The organism is Ottowia caeni, from assembly GCF_050821495.1.
Lineage (GTDB): Bacteria > Pseudomonadota > Gammaproteobacteria > Burkholderiales > Burkholderiaceae_C > Ottowia > Ottowia caeni.
On the sequence record NZ_CP151080.1, the window covers coordinates 3,924,867 to 3,937,892 of the forward strand.

Annotated in this window: 11 protein-coding genes and 1 pseudogene; all 12 read right to left on the reverse strand. The window is 59.6% G+C overall.

Annotation, left to right across the window (positions count from 1 at the left end; genetic code table 11):
• Nucleotides 1–35: 35 nt before the first annotated feature.
• A complete protein-coding gene (locus AAAK34_RS18435) occupies nucleotides 36–959 on the reverse strand; it encodes a class I SAM-dependent methyltransferase (RefSeq protein ID WP_231694770.1) in 924 nt (307 codons plus the stop codon).
• A complete protein-coding gene (locus tag AAAK34_RS18440) occupies nucleotides 956–1,525 on the reverse strand; it encodes a DUF1415 domain-containing protein (RefSeq protein ID WP_231694769.1) in 570 nt (189 codons plus the stop codon). Before AAAK34_RS18440 ends, AAAK34_RS18435 begins: the two co-directional genes overlap by 4 nt.
• A gap of 174 nt (nucleotides 1,526–1,699) precedes the next feature.
• The gene (locus tag AAAK34_RS18445; protein ID WP_231694768.1) at nucleotides 1,700–2,938 is read right to left on the reverse strand and encodes an MFS transporter; all 1,239 of its coding nucleotides are present in this window, start codon (nucleotides 2,936–2,938) and stop codon (nucleotides 1,700–1,702) included.
• Nucleotides 2,935–4,059 carry a deoxyguanosinetriphosphate triphosphohydrolase gene (locus tag AAAK34_RS18450; RefSeq protein WP_231694767.1) on the reverse strand — a complete coding sequence of 375 codons (1,125 nt, stop codon included), beginning with the start codon at nucleotides 4,057–4,059 and terminating at the stop codon, nucleotides 2,935–2,937. Before AAAK34_RS18450 ends, AAAK34_RS18445 begins: the two co-directional genes overlap by 4 nt.
• 70 nt (nucleotides 4,060–4,129) lie before the next feature.
• Entirely contained in the window at nucleotides 4,130–5,242 is a 1,113-nt protein-coding gene (gene aroB, locus AAAK34_RS18455) for a 3-dehydroquinate synthase (protein ID WP_231694766.1), read from the reverse strand.
• A 281-nt stretch (nucleotides 5,243–5,523) separates the two neighbouring features.
• A complete protein-coding gene (locus tag AAAK34_RS18460) occupies nucleotides 5,524–6,057 on the reverse strand; it encodes a shikimate kinase (RefSeq protein WP_231694851.1) in 534 nt (177 codons plus the stop codon).
• Nucleotides 6,058–6,137: 80 nt separating this feature from the next.
• Entirely contained in the window at nucleotides 6,138–7,757 is a 1,620-nt protein-coding gene (locus tag AAAK34_RS18465) for a hypothetical protein (protein WP_231694765.1), read from the reverse strand.
• Between the two features lie 27 nt (nucleotides 7,758–7,784).
• Entirely contained in the window at nucleotides 7,785–9,968 is a 2,184-nt protein-coding gene (pilQ, locus tag AAAK34_RS18470; protein WP_231694764.1) for a type IV pilus secretin PilQ, read from the reverse strand.
• Nucleotides 9,965–10,513, reverse strand: coding sequence for a pilus assembly protein PilP (locus AAAK34_RS18475; protein ID WP_231694763.1), 549 nt, complete (start codon nucleotides 10,511–10,513; stop codon nucleotides 9,965–9,967). Before AAAK34_RS18475 ends, pilQ begins: the two co-directional genes overlap by 4 nt.
• An 8-nt stretch (nucleotides 10,514–10,521) precedes the next feature.
• On the reverse strand, nucleotides 10,522–11,187 hold the full coding sequence (locus AAAK34_RS18480) for a type 4a pilus biogenesis protein PilO (protein ID WP_231694762.1): 666 nt from the start codon (nucleotides 11,185–11,187) through the stop codon (nucleotides 10,522–10,524).
• A 38-nt stretch (nucleotides 11,188–11,225) separates the two neighbouring features.
• Nucleotides 11,226–11,852, reverse strand: coding sequence for a PilN domain-containing protein (locus tag AAAK34_RS18485; protein ID WP_231694850.1), 627 nt, complete (start codon nucleotides 11,850–11,852; stop codon nucleotides 11,226–11,228).
• A pseudogene (locus tag AAAK34_RS18490) lies at nucleotides 11,849–12,909 on the reverse strand (pilus assembly protein PilM). Before AAAK34_RS18490 ends, AAAK34_RS18485 begins: the two are co-directional and overlap by 4 nt.
• Nucleotides 12,910–13,026 lie beyond the last annotated feature (117 nt).

A 13,026-nucleotide genomic window follows, 5' to 3' on the forward strand; every position in this document is an offset into this window, starting at 1 on the left:
GCCGAGCTGGAGCTCGGCGGTCCCAGGGGGAACCTTCAGGTTAGGGCCGAAAATCTTGTGAGAAGCAGTTCCTCTAGACCAAACTCAGCCAGCAGCGTGCGCAGGCGTTCGGCGGCGCTGCGCTTTTTGTGGCCTGTCCATTTGGCGATGATCAGCTCATTTTTCATGCTGTGCTCCCAGCCGACCAGTTCGGTCACAGTTACCTGATAGCCCTGCGACTCCAGGTACAGACAGCGCAGCACGTTGGTCAGCTGGCTGCCCATTTCGCGTGTGTGCAGCGGATGGCGCCACAGCTCCGCCAACGGGGTGCGCGCCAGTTGCAGAGCCTTGGATTGGCGTAGACAGGCTGCCACTTCTGCCTGGCAGCAGGGCACCAGCACCATAGCCTGCGCCTGCTTCGCCAAACCGAAAGCGATGGCGTCGTCCGTCGCGGTATCGCAGGCATGCAGGGCAGTGACGACGTCCACCCTTTCAGGCAGTTGACTGGCACTGGCCGACTCCGCCACCGACATGGCGAGAAAATGCATGCGGTCAAAGCCCAGGCGCTCGGCCAACTGACGCGAGCGTTCGACCAATTCAGTACGCGTTTCTATGCCGAAAATGTGCCCTCTGCCGCGCGGCTTGAAATACAAGTCATAAACGATGAACCCCAGGTAGGACTTGCCAGCGCCATGGTCTGCCAGCGTAAGCTCCTCCCCGTGGGGCTTGAGTTCGGCTAGAAGCTTCTCGATAAACTGGAAAAGGTGCTCAACCTGCTTTAGCTTGCGGCGCGAGTCCTGATTCAGCTTGCCTTCCCGCGTGAGGATATGCAACTCTTGCAGTAGCTCCACCGACTGGCCGGGCCGAAGTTCGGCGATGGGTGCCGCGCTAGACGCAGCGGTTTTTTGCTGGCGCCCCTTGGGGTGTTCAGCCGTCTTGCCGGGCTTTGGGCGTGCCCGCTCTTTCTGGGTGGAGTTCATGGTTTGACCTGTCCCTCGGGGCTTGGGCCCACACCCAACGCCTCCCAACCACTGGCACCCAACTCTTCCAGCTTGGCGATGTTGGCCTCGAAAATCGCTTCCGCCTCCGGAAAGGCCTCCACGGCCCGATCAATGCTTTCCTCACGGATCAGGTGCAGGGTGGGGTAAGGGGAGCGATTGGTGGCGTTGGTGATGTCGTCTTCTTCAGTGTCGGCAAACTGAAAACGGGGGTGAAAAGAGGCGATCTGGAGCACACCTTCCAGCCCGAGTTCTTCCAGAATAGCCTCGGCATCGTCCAGGAGGTCATTGAATTCCAGGAAGTCGGCAAAGGCGTGGGGAACTATCAGCAGGGTGGTTTCGCGCTCTGCGGGATCCGCCTCGGCCAGGGCATGCAGTTCTTCGCGCAGCGCTTGCAACAAAGCGTCGCTGTCGGTGGCGTCAGATACGGCGTAGTGGATTTGCCCTTTGGCATGCGGCGCCTTGGCGAAGGGACACAGGTTCAAGCCGATTACTGCGCGCTCCAGCCAGCGGCGGGTGTCGGTGATGACGATTTCTTGGGTGTTCATGGTCAGGTGTGTTTTTTGCGGGCGCTCGGCGAAATTCAGCTTGGGGTGGAGCGGGTGAAGCAAATCGAATGATTTTTTCTAGGAATCGCTGTGCGTGCCCTCACCCTACCCTCTCCCAGAGGGAGAGGGGAAAGAAAAAGCCTCACGCTCGCCCAGAGGGAATGGGGGGAGAGGCTAACTGCCGCTCCTGGATTTACGCTGTATTGTGCCTATTCGGCGCGCAATTAGTGCAGCCAACAGGGCGCCGGCCACACAAGAGGCTCCGGTAACGGCCCAGGTCCATTGCCAACCACCGGCCTGACTGGCAACCCATGCCACCACCGGAGGGCCGGTCAGTTGGCCTGCGGCAGACCATTGCATCATCCAGCCAACCGTGGTGGAGATGGTGCGTTCATTGGGTGCCATGATGGGCGCCAAGCCAAACAGGGTGGCCGGTATCAGCCCTCCGAACACTGAAAACAGCAGCGCGCCCACGTACCGTATCACCGGGCTGCCTTCTGTGAACGAACCAAAAGCCAGGAACGTGCCGAGAGCCATGGCTCCGAAGCCCGCCCACAAGAGAGTTCGGGCTGCAAAGCCCTGGTGCAAGAGCCGGCCGGCGGCAATGTTGCCCATGATGTTGACGGCAGCTACCAATGCGGTCAATACTGCTCCAACCGCTCCCGTCCAACCCGACTGAGCGTAGAGTGAAGGCAGAAAACCGATCACCGCGAGCCATTGTCCCGAGTAAGCTGCGAAGGTCAAGGCACTCAGCCATGGCCCGGGAGATCTTATTGTTTGGGTCAGGCGCGTGGCCCAGTCTGAGGGGCCAGACGCGTGCGAGGAAGTTCGCTCGTCAGGCGGCAGCCTGGCTTGCACCCACAAAGCCATGAGCGCCGAGAGCCCGGCCACAAACCACCACCACCCAGACCACCCCAACATGGCAATCATCAAGGGGCCGAGCAACAGTGCCATGGCCGTACCAAACGGCATGAAGGCTCCCCAGAAGCCCATCATGCGCGTGAGTTGCCGCGGGGCCACGACGCGACGGATCATGCTGGGCGCAGCGACCGTGGTCAGCAGAATTCCTAGCCCTTCAATGGCGCGCAGAGCCAACAGCGTAGACGCGTCATCCGCCCACCCGCCTGCCGTGCCTGCAGCAAAAAGCAGCCAGAGCCCCATCAGCATGCAGCGTCGTAGGCCAATGCCGTCTGCGGTCAGACCGACAAAAAGGCCCAGCGCCATGGAAGCGAGCTGCACCAGCGACAGCAGGAAGCCGGATTCCACGAGGGTGACGCCCAAATCATGCTGCAGGACCGGCAGCGCCGGGGGCAACTTTCCGATGTGCATCGCTGCACTGACGCCGGCCAGTATGACGATCCAGGCTGGGTGCAGCCCCGCCCGTTCGTTGCCTTGCGCAGAGAACGAGATCATGCCAGGAGCTTTCTGCCTGTGAGACGCTCATGTTCACGCAGCGCGAACCGATCGGTCATGCCGGCGATGTAGTCTGCAATGGCGCGCTCGCGATCAGGGCGTTGGGAAAACTCGGCACGCAACTCTGCCGGGAGCTCCAGGTAGGCTGAAAACAGTTCCCGTACTACCTGCTTGGCTTGGTCGGTAGTCTCTACCACCTGCGGGTGGCGGTACAGATTGGTAAACAAGAAGCGCTTGAGTTCCGCCGACTGGGCGCGCATTTCCTGGCCGAAGCACACGAGAGGACCAGCAAGACGCGCTTGCTCGGCACTGTGGGGGCCAGCATGATCAATGGCAGCCTGCGTGGCGTCGATGACATCGTAGACTTGCGCGCTGAGCATGCGGCGAATGGCTTCAAAAAGTACCCTCCGGCCTTTCAGCGTCGGATATTGGCGCAAGGTATCGGCATGATGGCGTACGAATAACGGCACGGCCGCCACCTGCTCCAGCGTCAGCAGGCCGGAGCGCACGCCGTCGTCAATATCGTGGGCGTTGTAGGCGATTTCGTCGGCCAGGTTGCACAGTTGCGCCTCCAGGCTGGGCTGCGTACCATCCAGGAAACGGCGCGCCACACCGCCGGGCTCGGCCGCTTCAAGCTTGCGGGCGTTCACTGGCGAGCAGTGCTTGAGAATTCCTTCTCGGGTCTCAAATGAGAGATTCAGCCCATCATGCTCGGGGTAGCGCTGCTCCAGTTGATCAACCACGCGCAGGCTTTGAAGGTTGTGCTCAAAACCGCCGTGCTGCGCCATGCAATCGTTCAGCGCATCTTGCCCAGCATGACCAAAGGGCGTGTGCCCCAGGTCGTGTGCGAGCGCAATGGCCTCCACCAGATCTTCGTTCAACCTCAATGACCGAGCAATGGATCGCCCCAGTTGAGCCACCTCCAGCGAGTGGGTCAGGCGGGTGCGAAAAAGGTCGCCTTCATGGTTAAGAAAAACTTGTGTTTTGTAGACAAGCCGCCGAAACGCCGTGGAGTGCACGATGCGATCGCGGTCGCGCTGGTATTCGCTGCGCGTGGGAGCAGGCGCTTGTGGGTAGCGGCGCCCTCTGGAGCGTGCGGGGTCAGAAGCTGGCGAGAACAATTTAACCTAGATCCAGTTGGACGCTTGCAATCATCAGGAGCGAGGGGTCAGAGTGCACCCCCTGCCTCCGTCAGGCTGCGCAGCATCGGTCAATGACTGAACGCACCAGCGCATCCGGGGCGCTGCGGACTGCGGCTCGACCGGGCCCGTCAATGACCACGAAGCGAATCTCCCCGCCTTCGGCTTTCTTGTCCACCCGCATCAGTTGCAAGTAACGGCCAGCGTTGTCAGCCTCGTCGATTGTCGCGCCCCGAGTGGGCAGTCCTGCACGATGAATGAGCGTTTTCAGGCGCTGCACGAAGGCTGCGTCTACCAAGCCCAATTCTCGCGACAATTCTGCCGCCATGACCATGCCCGCGCCAACGCCCTCTCCATGGAGCCAAGCCCCATACCCCATGCCGGCCTCAATGGCGTGGCCGAAGGTGTGGCCAAAATTCAGAATGGCGCGCAGACCGGACTCGCGCTCATCGGTTCCCACGACATCGGCCTTGATCTGGCAACTTCGCTTGACGGCATACGCCATGGTCTCGGTGTCGCATTCGCGCAAGGCGTCAATGTGGTTCTCGATCCAGGCAAAGAATTCCATATCGGCAATCGGGCCGTATTTGATCACCTCCGCCAAGCCAGCGGACAGTTCGCGCGGCGGCAAGGTCTTGAGCACATCCAAATCGCATACGACACGCTGCGGCTGATAAAAGGCGCCAATCATGTTCTTGCCTAGCGGGTGATTGACGGCCGTTTTGCCACCCACCGATGAATCGACCTGCGCCAGCAATGTGGTGGGCACTTGCACAAAAGGTACGCCGCGCATATAGCAGGCTGCCGAGAAGCCCGTCATGTCGCCGACCACGCCACCGCCCAGCGCGTAGAGCGTGGTTTTACGATCCGCACCACTGGAGAGCAGCGCGTCGAAAATGAGATTCAGGGTTTCCCAGTTCTTATGCTCCTCACCATCTGGCAAGGCCAGCGTGCGAACCTGAGAGTGCCGGCGCGCAAGCACGCGCTCCAAGCGCTCGGCATACAGTGGGGCTACCGTTGTGTTGGTAACGATGAGGGCTTGCGTACCGGCGGCTGAGCCTTCAAAAGCGCCGGGGTCATCCAGCAAGCCACTGCCGATGAGAATGGGATAGCTGCGCTCGCCGAGATCAATGGTGACCTGCTGCGCGAAAGAAATTCCTTGCATAGGCTCCAGTGTAGAGCCTGCGGGCGTTCGATTCAGCCTGGCTTCACCGGTTGTGCTGATTCAACCTGGATCCGGCAGTTGGACGCGCCCGAGCAGGTCGTCATCGGGTGCGCTGGCAAGACGTGAGGACGCGGCAGGCCCCTAGCCTGCAAGAACGAGCAACGCCGCCAGCGTGCCCGAGGGCGGCCTGATCGGGTGCGTAGCGCTCTCACCTAATGGGTGAGCGTGATCGGAGCATCGAAATTGAGTGTCCACTCGGCTTTCTTGGAGATTGCAAGCGGTCAACTGCCGGATCCAGGTTGAACCGACTGAGCCATCTCGATCTGCATGACAATCCGGTTCACCAGCATGGCTATGGAAGGCCCTCTGGCTTCCACCACGAAGTGTGCCGTCTCGCGGTAAAACGGATCGCGCTCCGAATAAAGTGCCTGCAGGCGCTTGAGAGGGTTGGCGACCTGCAGCAAGGGGCGCTTGGTGTCTTGGCGCAACCTTCGAACCAGTTGCTCTGGCGAGGCCCGCAAGTAAATCACCAAGCAGCGCGAATTCAAATGCTCTCGATTGGACTGGCGCAATACAGCGCCCCCACCTGTGGCGATGACGCTGGCACCCTGTCGGGTCAGGTCGTCAATGGCTTGCTCTTCCAGGTCGCGAAAAGCGGCCTCCCCCTGCGTCTCGAATAGAGACCGGATGGAGCCGCCTATGCGTTCCTCAATGACTGTATCGGAATCAAAAAACGGCAAACCCAGCCGCTTGGCCAGCTGCCGCCCGACGGTGGATTTTCCACAGCCGGGCATGCCGACAAGAGCGTAGCGCACAAACATTCTATCGAGGATTGCGCCTATTCAGAATGCGGCACGAACGCACTTGATACAGCCGTGCAGTGCAGCACATTGCGTCACGGACAGCTTCCTACACCTGCGATGGTCTGAGTGGCTATTCCGGTTGCTCCGGTACTGTTGTCAACCACGGTGACTTGAATATCACGCGTAGTACCTGGAAGAATACAACGAGTTCCAGCTCCATTGTTTCCGACGCCGATGGTCAGCGTATTGCCGGAAACAGACGCGCTTGCAACATCCGTATCGGATGCAGACAAAAGAGGAACATAAGGTCCGAAGCCACCAAGTGAATAGTTCACTCCAGCGGTGCTGGTGTGAAGCACAGTCTGATTGAGCGGGCTGATCGGAAGCACCCCACCGCCGGCGGATGGTGCAACACCAGTCACGGACACAGAGACAGATTGGCCCTGAGCATCTCGGATTGTGATGGTGCTCGCCCCCAGATTGATCAGATTCACGGACACCAGCGACCCATTCACGCTAGTGGTGGCGCGACTCGGGCTCGAAGAAACTGCCGTGTACGGACCGGAGCCTCCGGCCACGGTAAAGACCACCGTACGGCCAACCTCATCAGAAGCCGCAGTAGGACTTGCAGTCAGCGCTTGAGCCGCACCGCCGGTGGCCGTGACCGTTGCGGTTGCACTCTGACCCTTCGAATCGAGCACGATGATGGAAGCGCTGCCCACTGCCAACAACGAAACATTGATTGTCGAGCCACTCACGCTGACTGAAGCGATCGAGGGATTGGAAGATCTGGCAGTAAACGGACCAGCTCCGCCGATCGCGGTGAACACCAGACCTGTACCAACCTGCCCGCTGCCAGAGGTAGGCGCGAGGCTCAATGGTGGCAGCGTTTGCGTTGAGGTGACCGTCACGCTGACACTCTGCCCCATCGCGTCCCTGAAGGTGAGCGTACTCTCGCCTTCGGTTCTGAGTTGCACGCGAGCGATATCCCCGGCAACTTGAACGGTCGCCACTGCAGGCGCCGAGGAAATCGCTGTGTATGGCCCAACGCCGCCGAGGATGGAGAACACCATTTCGGTGCCTACTTGGCCTGTGGCAGTTTCAGGACTCACGCTAAACGCTGGCGCATTAACCGTAACAGTCACTTCCAGGGTAGCGCCGATATCGTCGGTGATCCGCAGAGTTGCAACTCCGTTGGATCTTCCGGTGACTGTGATCACGCCTCCCATTTGAGAGGTAACGGCAACAATCGAATTATTGCTACTGGAAACCGTGTAAGGCGCCATGCCGCCGGTGACCGTGAAGGTGCGCGACTCATTGGCGGCGAGAGTCAGCGCAGTGCCCACTGAAGTGGACAAAGCTTTTGCCGTCACCTGAACGGTAAGGGAGATCGACTTCTGGCTGACACTCGAATCCTGAACCGAGACGGTGGAAGTTCCTGGAGCATTGCCCCGCACCACCAGGGTTCCGTCTTCCAGCAACTGGGCGCTGACCGATGGATCGGAAGACAAGACGTAATACGGCTCAACACCCTGTGTGATGCGCGCCACCTTGGCAATGTAGCCCACCGACAAACCCACGTCACTCAGCAACGGGCTCATTCTCAAGCTGTTGTTGGGTCCGGTTTCCCCGTCATACCCGCCACCTCCGCCGCACGATGCCACGCCAAGCGACAGCAGCACCGCCAGCAACCCCAGGAAGAATCTACGCATTTTTCTCGACCTCTAAAAAATGGAAGCTCAACGCATCGCGCTGCGATCCGTGATGATTTTGGGAGTAATGAACACCAGCATTTCCTGCTTGTCGGAGTTCTTCGTCTTGTTCTTGAAAAGGTTGCCCAGCAAGGGAATGTCTCCGAGCAGGGGAACCTTGTTGACCACTTCGTTTTCGGTCAAGGTGAAGATACCGCCAATGACCACCGTTCCCCCATTTTCGACCAGAACCTGGGTCTGGACTTTCTTGGTGTTGATGGACATGGCATTGGCAATGACTGTTCCGGGGCTGTCATTATTGACGATCAGATCAAGAATGACGTTGCCCTCGGGCGTAATCTGCGGTGTCACTTCGAGGCTCAGTACGGCCTTGCGGAAAGCCACTGCGGTCGCGCCGCTTGAGGTGGCTTGCTGGTAGGCGAATTCCGTACCCTGCTCGATGATGGCCTTGGTCTGGTCAGCAGTCACCACCCGCGGGCTGGAAACGATTTTGCCTTTGCCGTCGGCCTCCATGGCGGAAATTTCGAGGTTCAGGAATCGGTTGGCAGCAGAATTGAAAAGCGAGAGTGCGAGGCTGGGCGCGTTGTAGCCATTGAAGCCTGCCGCAGGCAGGTTCAGAAAATTGGTGCTGCCGATTTTGTCGCTGCCGCTGGTGTCGTAAGTGAGCAGTGGCGACTGGCCAGGCACGGTAGTTCCAATGCCGGCGTTGTAGGACCCGCCCAACGCAACCCGGTTACCGTTACCCAGGCCATAGCCCGCATCTCCGCCCCGCACGCCGCGGAGGTCGGCACCGCCCAAGCGTACACCGAGCGAGCGGCCAAAGGTGTCTGAAGCTTCCACGATCCGGGCCTCGATAAGCACTTGGCGCACCGCAATATCGAGCTTGGAGATCATCTCCTGCACCTGCGTCAGCTTGGTGGATATGTCGGAGACGAAGATCTGGTTGGTTCGCGGCTCGGCGATAACGCTACCGCGCGGGCTCAAGATACGGGTGGTGGCTGTGCTGCCGACCCCGCCTGACCCACCCAGGCTGTTACCCATGAGTTGCCGCGCAATGTCGGTGGCCTTCGTATAGTTGAGCTGGAACGATTGCGTCCGCAAGGGCTCAAGGTTTTGCACAGCCGCCAAAGCTTCAAGTTCGGCCTTCTCCTTGGCTGCCAACTCTTCCTTGGGGGCTATCTGCAAGACATTGCCGCTGCGCTTAAGCCCCAGGCCCTTGGCCTGAAGAATGATGTCAAGGGCCTGGTCCCAAGGCACGTCGTTCAAGCGCAGGGTCAGGTTGCCCTGCACAGAATCGGAGGTCACGATGTTGAAGTTCGTGAAGTCTGCAATCACCTGCAACAGTGAGCGCACTTCAATGTTCTGGAAATTCAGAGACAGCTTCTCGCCGCTGTAGCCCGTGCCTTGCGTGAGCTTGTCTGGGTTCACCTTCTGCTGACGCACTTCGACGACCAACTGGGAGTCGCTCTGGTAGGCGCTGTGCTCCCATTGCCCTTTGGGCTCGATCACCATGCGCACACGGTCGCCCGATTGGGTGGTTGTGATGGTTTGCACAGGGGTGCCAAAGTCAGTGACATCAAGACGACGGCGCAGGCCCTCGGGCAAACTGGTCTTGAGGAATTCGACCACCAGGTTCCGCCCTTGCTGTCGGATGTCGACCCCCACCTGATTGTTCGGCAGGTCGACGACGACGCGGCCGGCGCTCTCGACACCGCGGCGGAAATCGATGTCCCGCAGGGGCAGCACGTCCGCATTGGGCTGGCTTTCTGCAAACATGCGCGCCGTCGAACTGGCTGGCGCCTGAGTGACCACTTGGTCAAGCACCACCAGCAGCGCGCGGCCTTGCACCTCTGCCCGGTAATTGGCGGATCGATTCAGGTTAAGCACCACACGCGTGCGGTCACCTGCTTGCACCACGTTGGCGGTTTGCACATTACCCTGATTCAGCGGCACCTGGGTGCGGCCCAGCGCATTGCTTACCCCCGGAAAATCAAGTGCGATTCGAGCAGGCGATTGAATGACGAAGCCTTCGGGCACGGCCTTGAGGGGCTGGGATAGGTCGATCCGCACCACCTCCGAGCCACCCTGAATCGAAGCTGTGACCGCCTCGATGCTCACCTGGGCTAACGCACCGGCTGCAGTGACCAATGCGGCCAAGCCTAACGCGGCTCGTCGCAGAGACCTCCACGCTGAATTTTCCCAGTTCCTCATTTTGCATTCTCCTGCAGTTGCAGCGCTGCGCTCCGCTCGATCCATTCGCCGGCTGCGTCCTGCACAATTTCACGTAAGGTGACCTCGCCCTCGGTGACCTTCATCACGCGGCCAAAGTTCTGACCCAGATAATTACCCACTCTCACTTGGTAGAGAAGCCTATCGACCTTGATCAAGGCCACACGCTGGCCACCTCGCTCGAGGCTGCCGACCATGGCCATCGCGTCTAGCGGGTAGCTCTCCAGCGGCTCCTTGCGGCGATTGAGCTCCGGAGCCACCAGCACGGCGCTGTTACTCACAGAGGACGTGTCGCGGCGCAATGCCTGAGTCAGCCTTTGAAGGCTGAAGGGATCCAAGGCAGCGGCCTCGGTATAGCTCAACGGCTCATATCGCTTGGGCTCGCTGATGGGCGACACGCGCGGCACAGTCTGACGCCGCTGCTCGGACATCCACTTTTGCAGGTCGCCTTCACCCGATGGTGCGCAGCCAGCCAACGACCCCGCCAAGACTGCAAGCCCCAGGGTCCCGCTTACGGCTTTATTCAAGCGACAGCTCACCTTCTTGCCCCCTTCGCGCCCTGCGCTGTTTTACGCTGAGCCGCCACCTCGTCAGGATCAAGGTAGCGGAAGGTTTTGGCTGTAGCTTCCAGCGTGAGCGTACCCGCCCCGTCTTTGCCGGCGCTCGGCGCGATCGCCAGGTTGTTGAGCGTGACAATTCGCGATAAATGCGCAATGTCAGCCGTGAAATCCCCTATGTCGTGAAAGCGACCTGTGACCTTCACGGCAATAGGCAACTCGGCGTAATAATCCCTGACGGCCACCTGCCCTGGGCGGAACAGATCGAACTGCAGGCTGCGCCCAACGCCGGCTTGGTTGATGTCGGACAGCAAGGCGTCCATTTCCGACTTGCTGGGCAACTGCTTCTCAAGAAGGGTCACGTACTGCATGACTTGGACGCGCTGCCTCTTAAGCTCTTCCAGGCTGACCGCTTTCTGCAATTTGGCTGTGTAGTCGGTACGCAGTGTCACCTCCTTGGCACGTTCGGCCTCGAGCTCGTCGTTGGAGTTCGTCAGCCAGAGAAACCAGAGCAGGCCCAGAACGATGGCGGCCACTGCCGCCAGCAATGCGTACCGAGGAATCGCGGGCCAAGACGATGGGTCGCGGGTATCCAGCCCTCGGAACTGGTCTCCAATCGCCTGCAGTGAGCCTGAGATGTCCATGTTTGGAAATATTGCGTCAGTAGGTTGCTTACAGCCGATCAGCTCTTGGCAACAGGCTTGGCGGCAGGTTTCGCGGCAGCCCCGGCCGCAGCCGGTTGCACATCACTGGCGCGCTGCAGCTGTACCCGCACGACGAAGTTGTAGACACGGCGATGCTCACGTGGAGTCAGCGCCAGATTGCTCGCCACGATTTCCACGAGTTCCGGTTTGGTGACCCATTCGCTGTTGCGCGAGAGGTTGCGCAACAATGCCGAGACACGCTCGTTCGACTGCGCCACACCACCCAGAAGAACGTTGCGGTTTTCCTGCTTGAGGGTCTTGAGATAGACCCCATCGGGCAGTTGGCGAACAACTTCATTGAGCAGGTGCACTGGCAGGTTGCGGTCGGCTTGCAGATCTTCCACCGCCTGCTGACGCGCCTTCAGCGCCGCAATTTCATTTTGCAGCGTGGCGATTTCCTTGATCTCGTTGTCGAGCTTCTTGATCTCGGCCTGAAGAACCGCGTTGCGCCCCTGCTGGTCCGCAATGGCATTCTGGTACCAGAGATACACCCCGGCGGCAACCAGTGCTCCGCCCACGATCGAGGCCATCAACGACGCGTTGAAAAGCTGACGCGCACGCTTGCGAGCCAGTTCTCTATGCGGCAGCAGGTTAATCAATATCACGGCAGGAACCTCCGCATGGCCAGCCCGCACGCCGTCAGATAGGAAGGCGCTTCACGCAGCATGCGGTTTTCACGCACGGCACGGCCAATTTCCATGCCTTCGAACGGGTTGACCACCTGACAAGGAAACGATGTGTGCCTGGTCACGGCTTCTGTGAGGCCCGGCAGATTGGCGCCCCCCCCGCAAGCAAGATGTAGTCCACCCTGTGATGCGGCGTACTGGTGAAGAAGAACTTCAGGGCCCGCTCCACCTCCTGCGCGAGCGCTTCCAGAAAAGGCTGCAGCACCACTCGGCCATAGTCGTCAGGCAACTCTCCGGCCCGCTTCTTGGCTTCAGCTTCTTCCTGTGTGAAGCCGTACTGCCGCACCAGCATCTGAGTCAGCTGGGCGCCACCAAAAACTTGGTCGCGCTCGTAGAGAAGCTCATCATTGCGCAATGCCTGCAGGGTCGAGATGTTGGCGCCGATCTCTATCAGCGCGATCATGGCGTCGGCACCGCCGCCGGGAAGGCGCTCGACTACCCGGCCAACGGACAGGCGCGAAGCGTAGGACTCCACATCGATCACGACCGGATTCAGCCCAACGGCTTCAGCCAAACCCTGACGGTCACTGACCGTTTCCCTTCGGGAGGCGGCGATCATGACTTCCACATCGCCTGTTGAAGTTGCACTGGGGCCTACCACGCAGAAGTCGAGGCTCACCTCGTCAAGAGAAAACGGAATGTACTGATTGGCTTCCGATTCAACCTGGATCTCCATTTCACGCTCGGTCAAGCCGCTTGGTAAAATGATTTTCTTGGTGATCACCACCGCAGCCGGCAGGGCCAAGGCCACATTTTTTGCCTTGGTTCCGCTTTTTCTGACCAGCCGACGTAAAGCCTCAGCCACTTCATCGAATTTTTCGACATTACCTTCATTGACCCAGCCGCGACCCAGCGGCTCGATGGCACAGCGCTCGAGCACAAGGTTTGCGGAACGATCCTGACCCAGCTCGACCAGCTTCGCGCTAGAGGAGCTTATGTCAAGGCCAATCATTGGCGCAGGTCCGCGACTGAACATCGAAGCAATAGTCAAGACAGTATCCGGTTACTTTTTACGTCAATTGAAGCACTTCAGACTTAACAACTCACTTGCATGCTAGCAGGAAGACCTTTGTAGGATAAAGGAAATTCGAGA

Excerpts from the sequence above, each read along its gene's own strand:
- AAAK34_RS18435 (WP_231694770.1), bottom strand. The coding sequence starts at position 959 with ATGAACTCCACCCAGAAAGAGCGGGCACGCCCAAAGCCCGGCAAGACG.
- AAAK34_RS18440 (WP_231694769.1), bottom strand. The coding sequence starts at position 1,525 with ATGAACACCCAAGAAATCGTCATCACCGACACCCGCCGCTGGCTGGAG.
- AAAK34_RS18445 (WP_231694768.1), bottom strand. The coding sequence starts at position 2,938 with ATGATCTCGTTCTCTGCGCAAGGCAACGAACGGGCGGGGCTGCACCCA.
- aroB (WP_231694766.1), bottom strand. The coding sequence starts at position 5,242 with ATGCAAGGAATTTCTTTCGCGCAGCAGGTCACCATTGATCTCGGCGAG.
- AAAK34_RS18465 (WP_231694765.1), bottom strand. The coding sequence starts at position 7,757 with ATGCGTAGATTCTTCCTGGGGTTGCTGGCGGTGCTGCTGTCGCTTGGC.
- pilQ (WP_231694764.1), bottom strand. The coding sequence starts at position 9,968 with ATGAGGAACTGGGAAAATTCAGCGTGGAGGTCTCTGCGACGAGCCGCG.
- AAAK34_RS18480 (WP_231694762.1), bottom strand. The coding sequence starts at position 11,187 with ATGGACATCTCAGGCTCACTGCAGGCGATTGGAGACCAGTTCCGAGGG.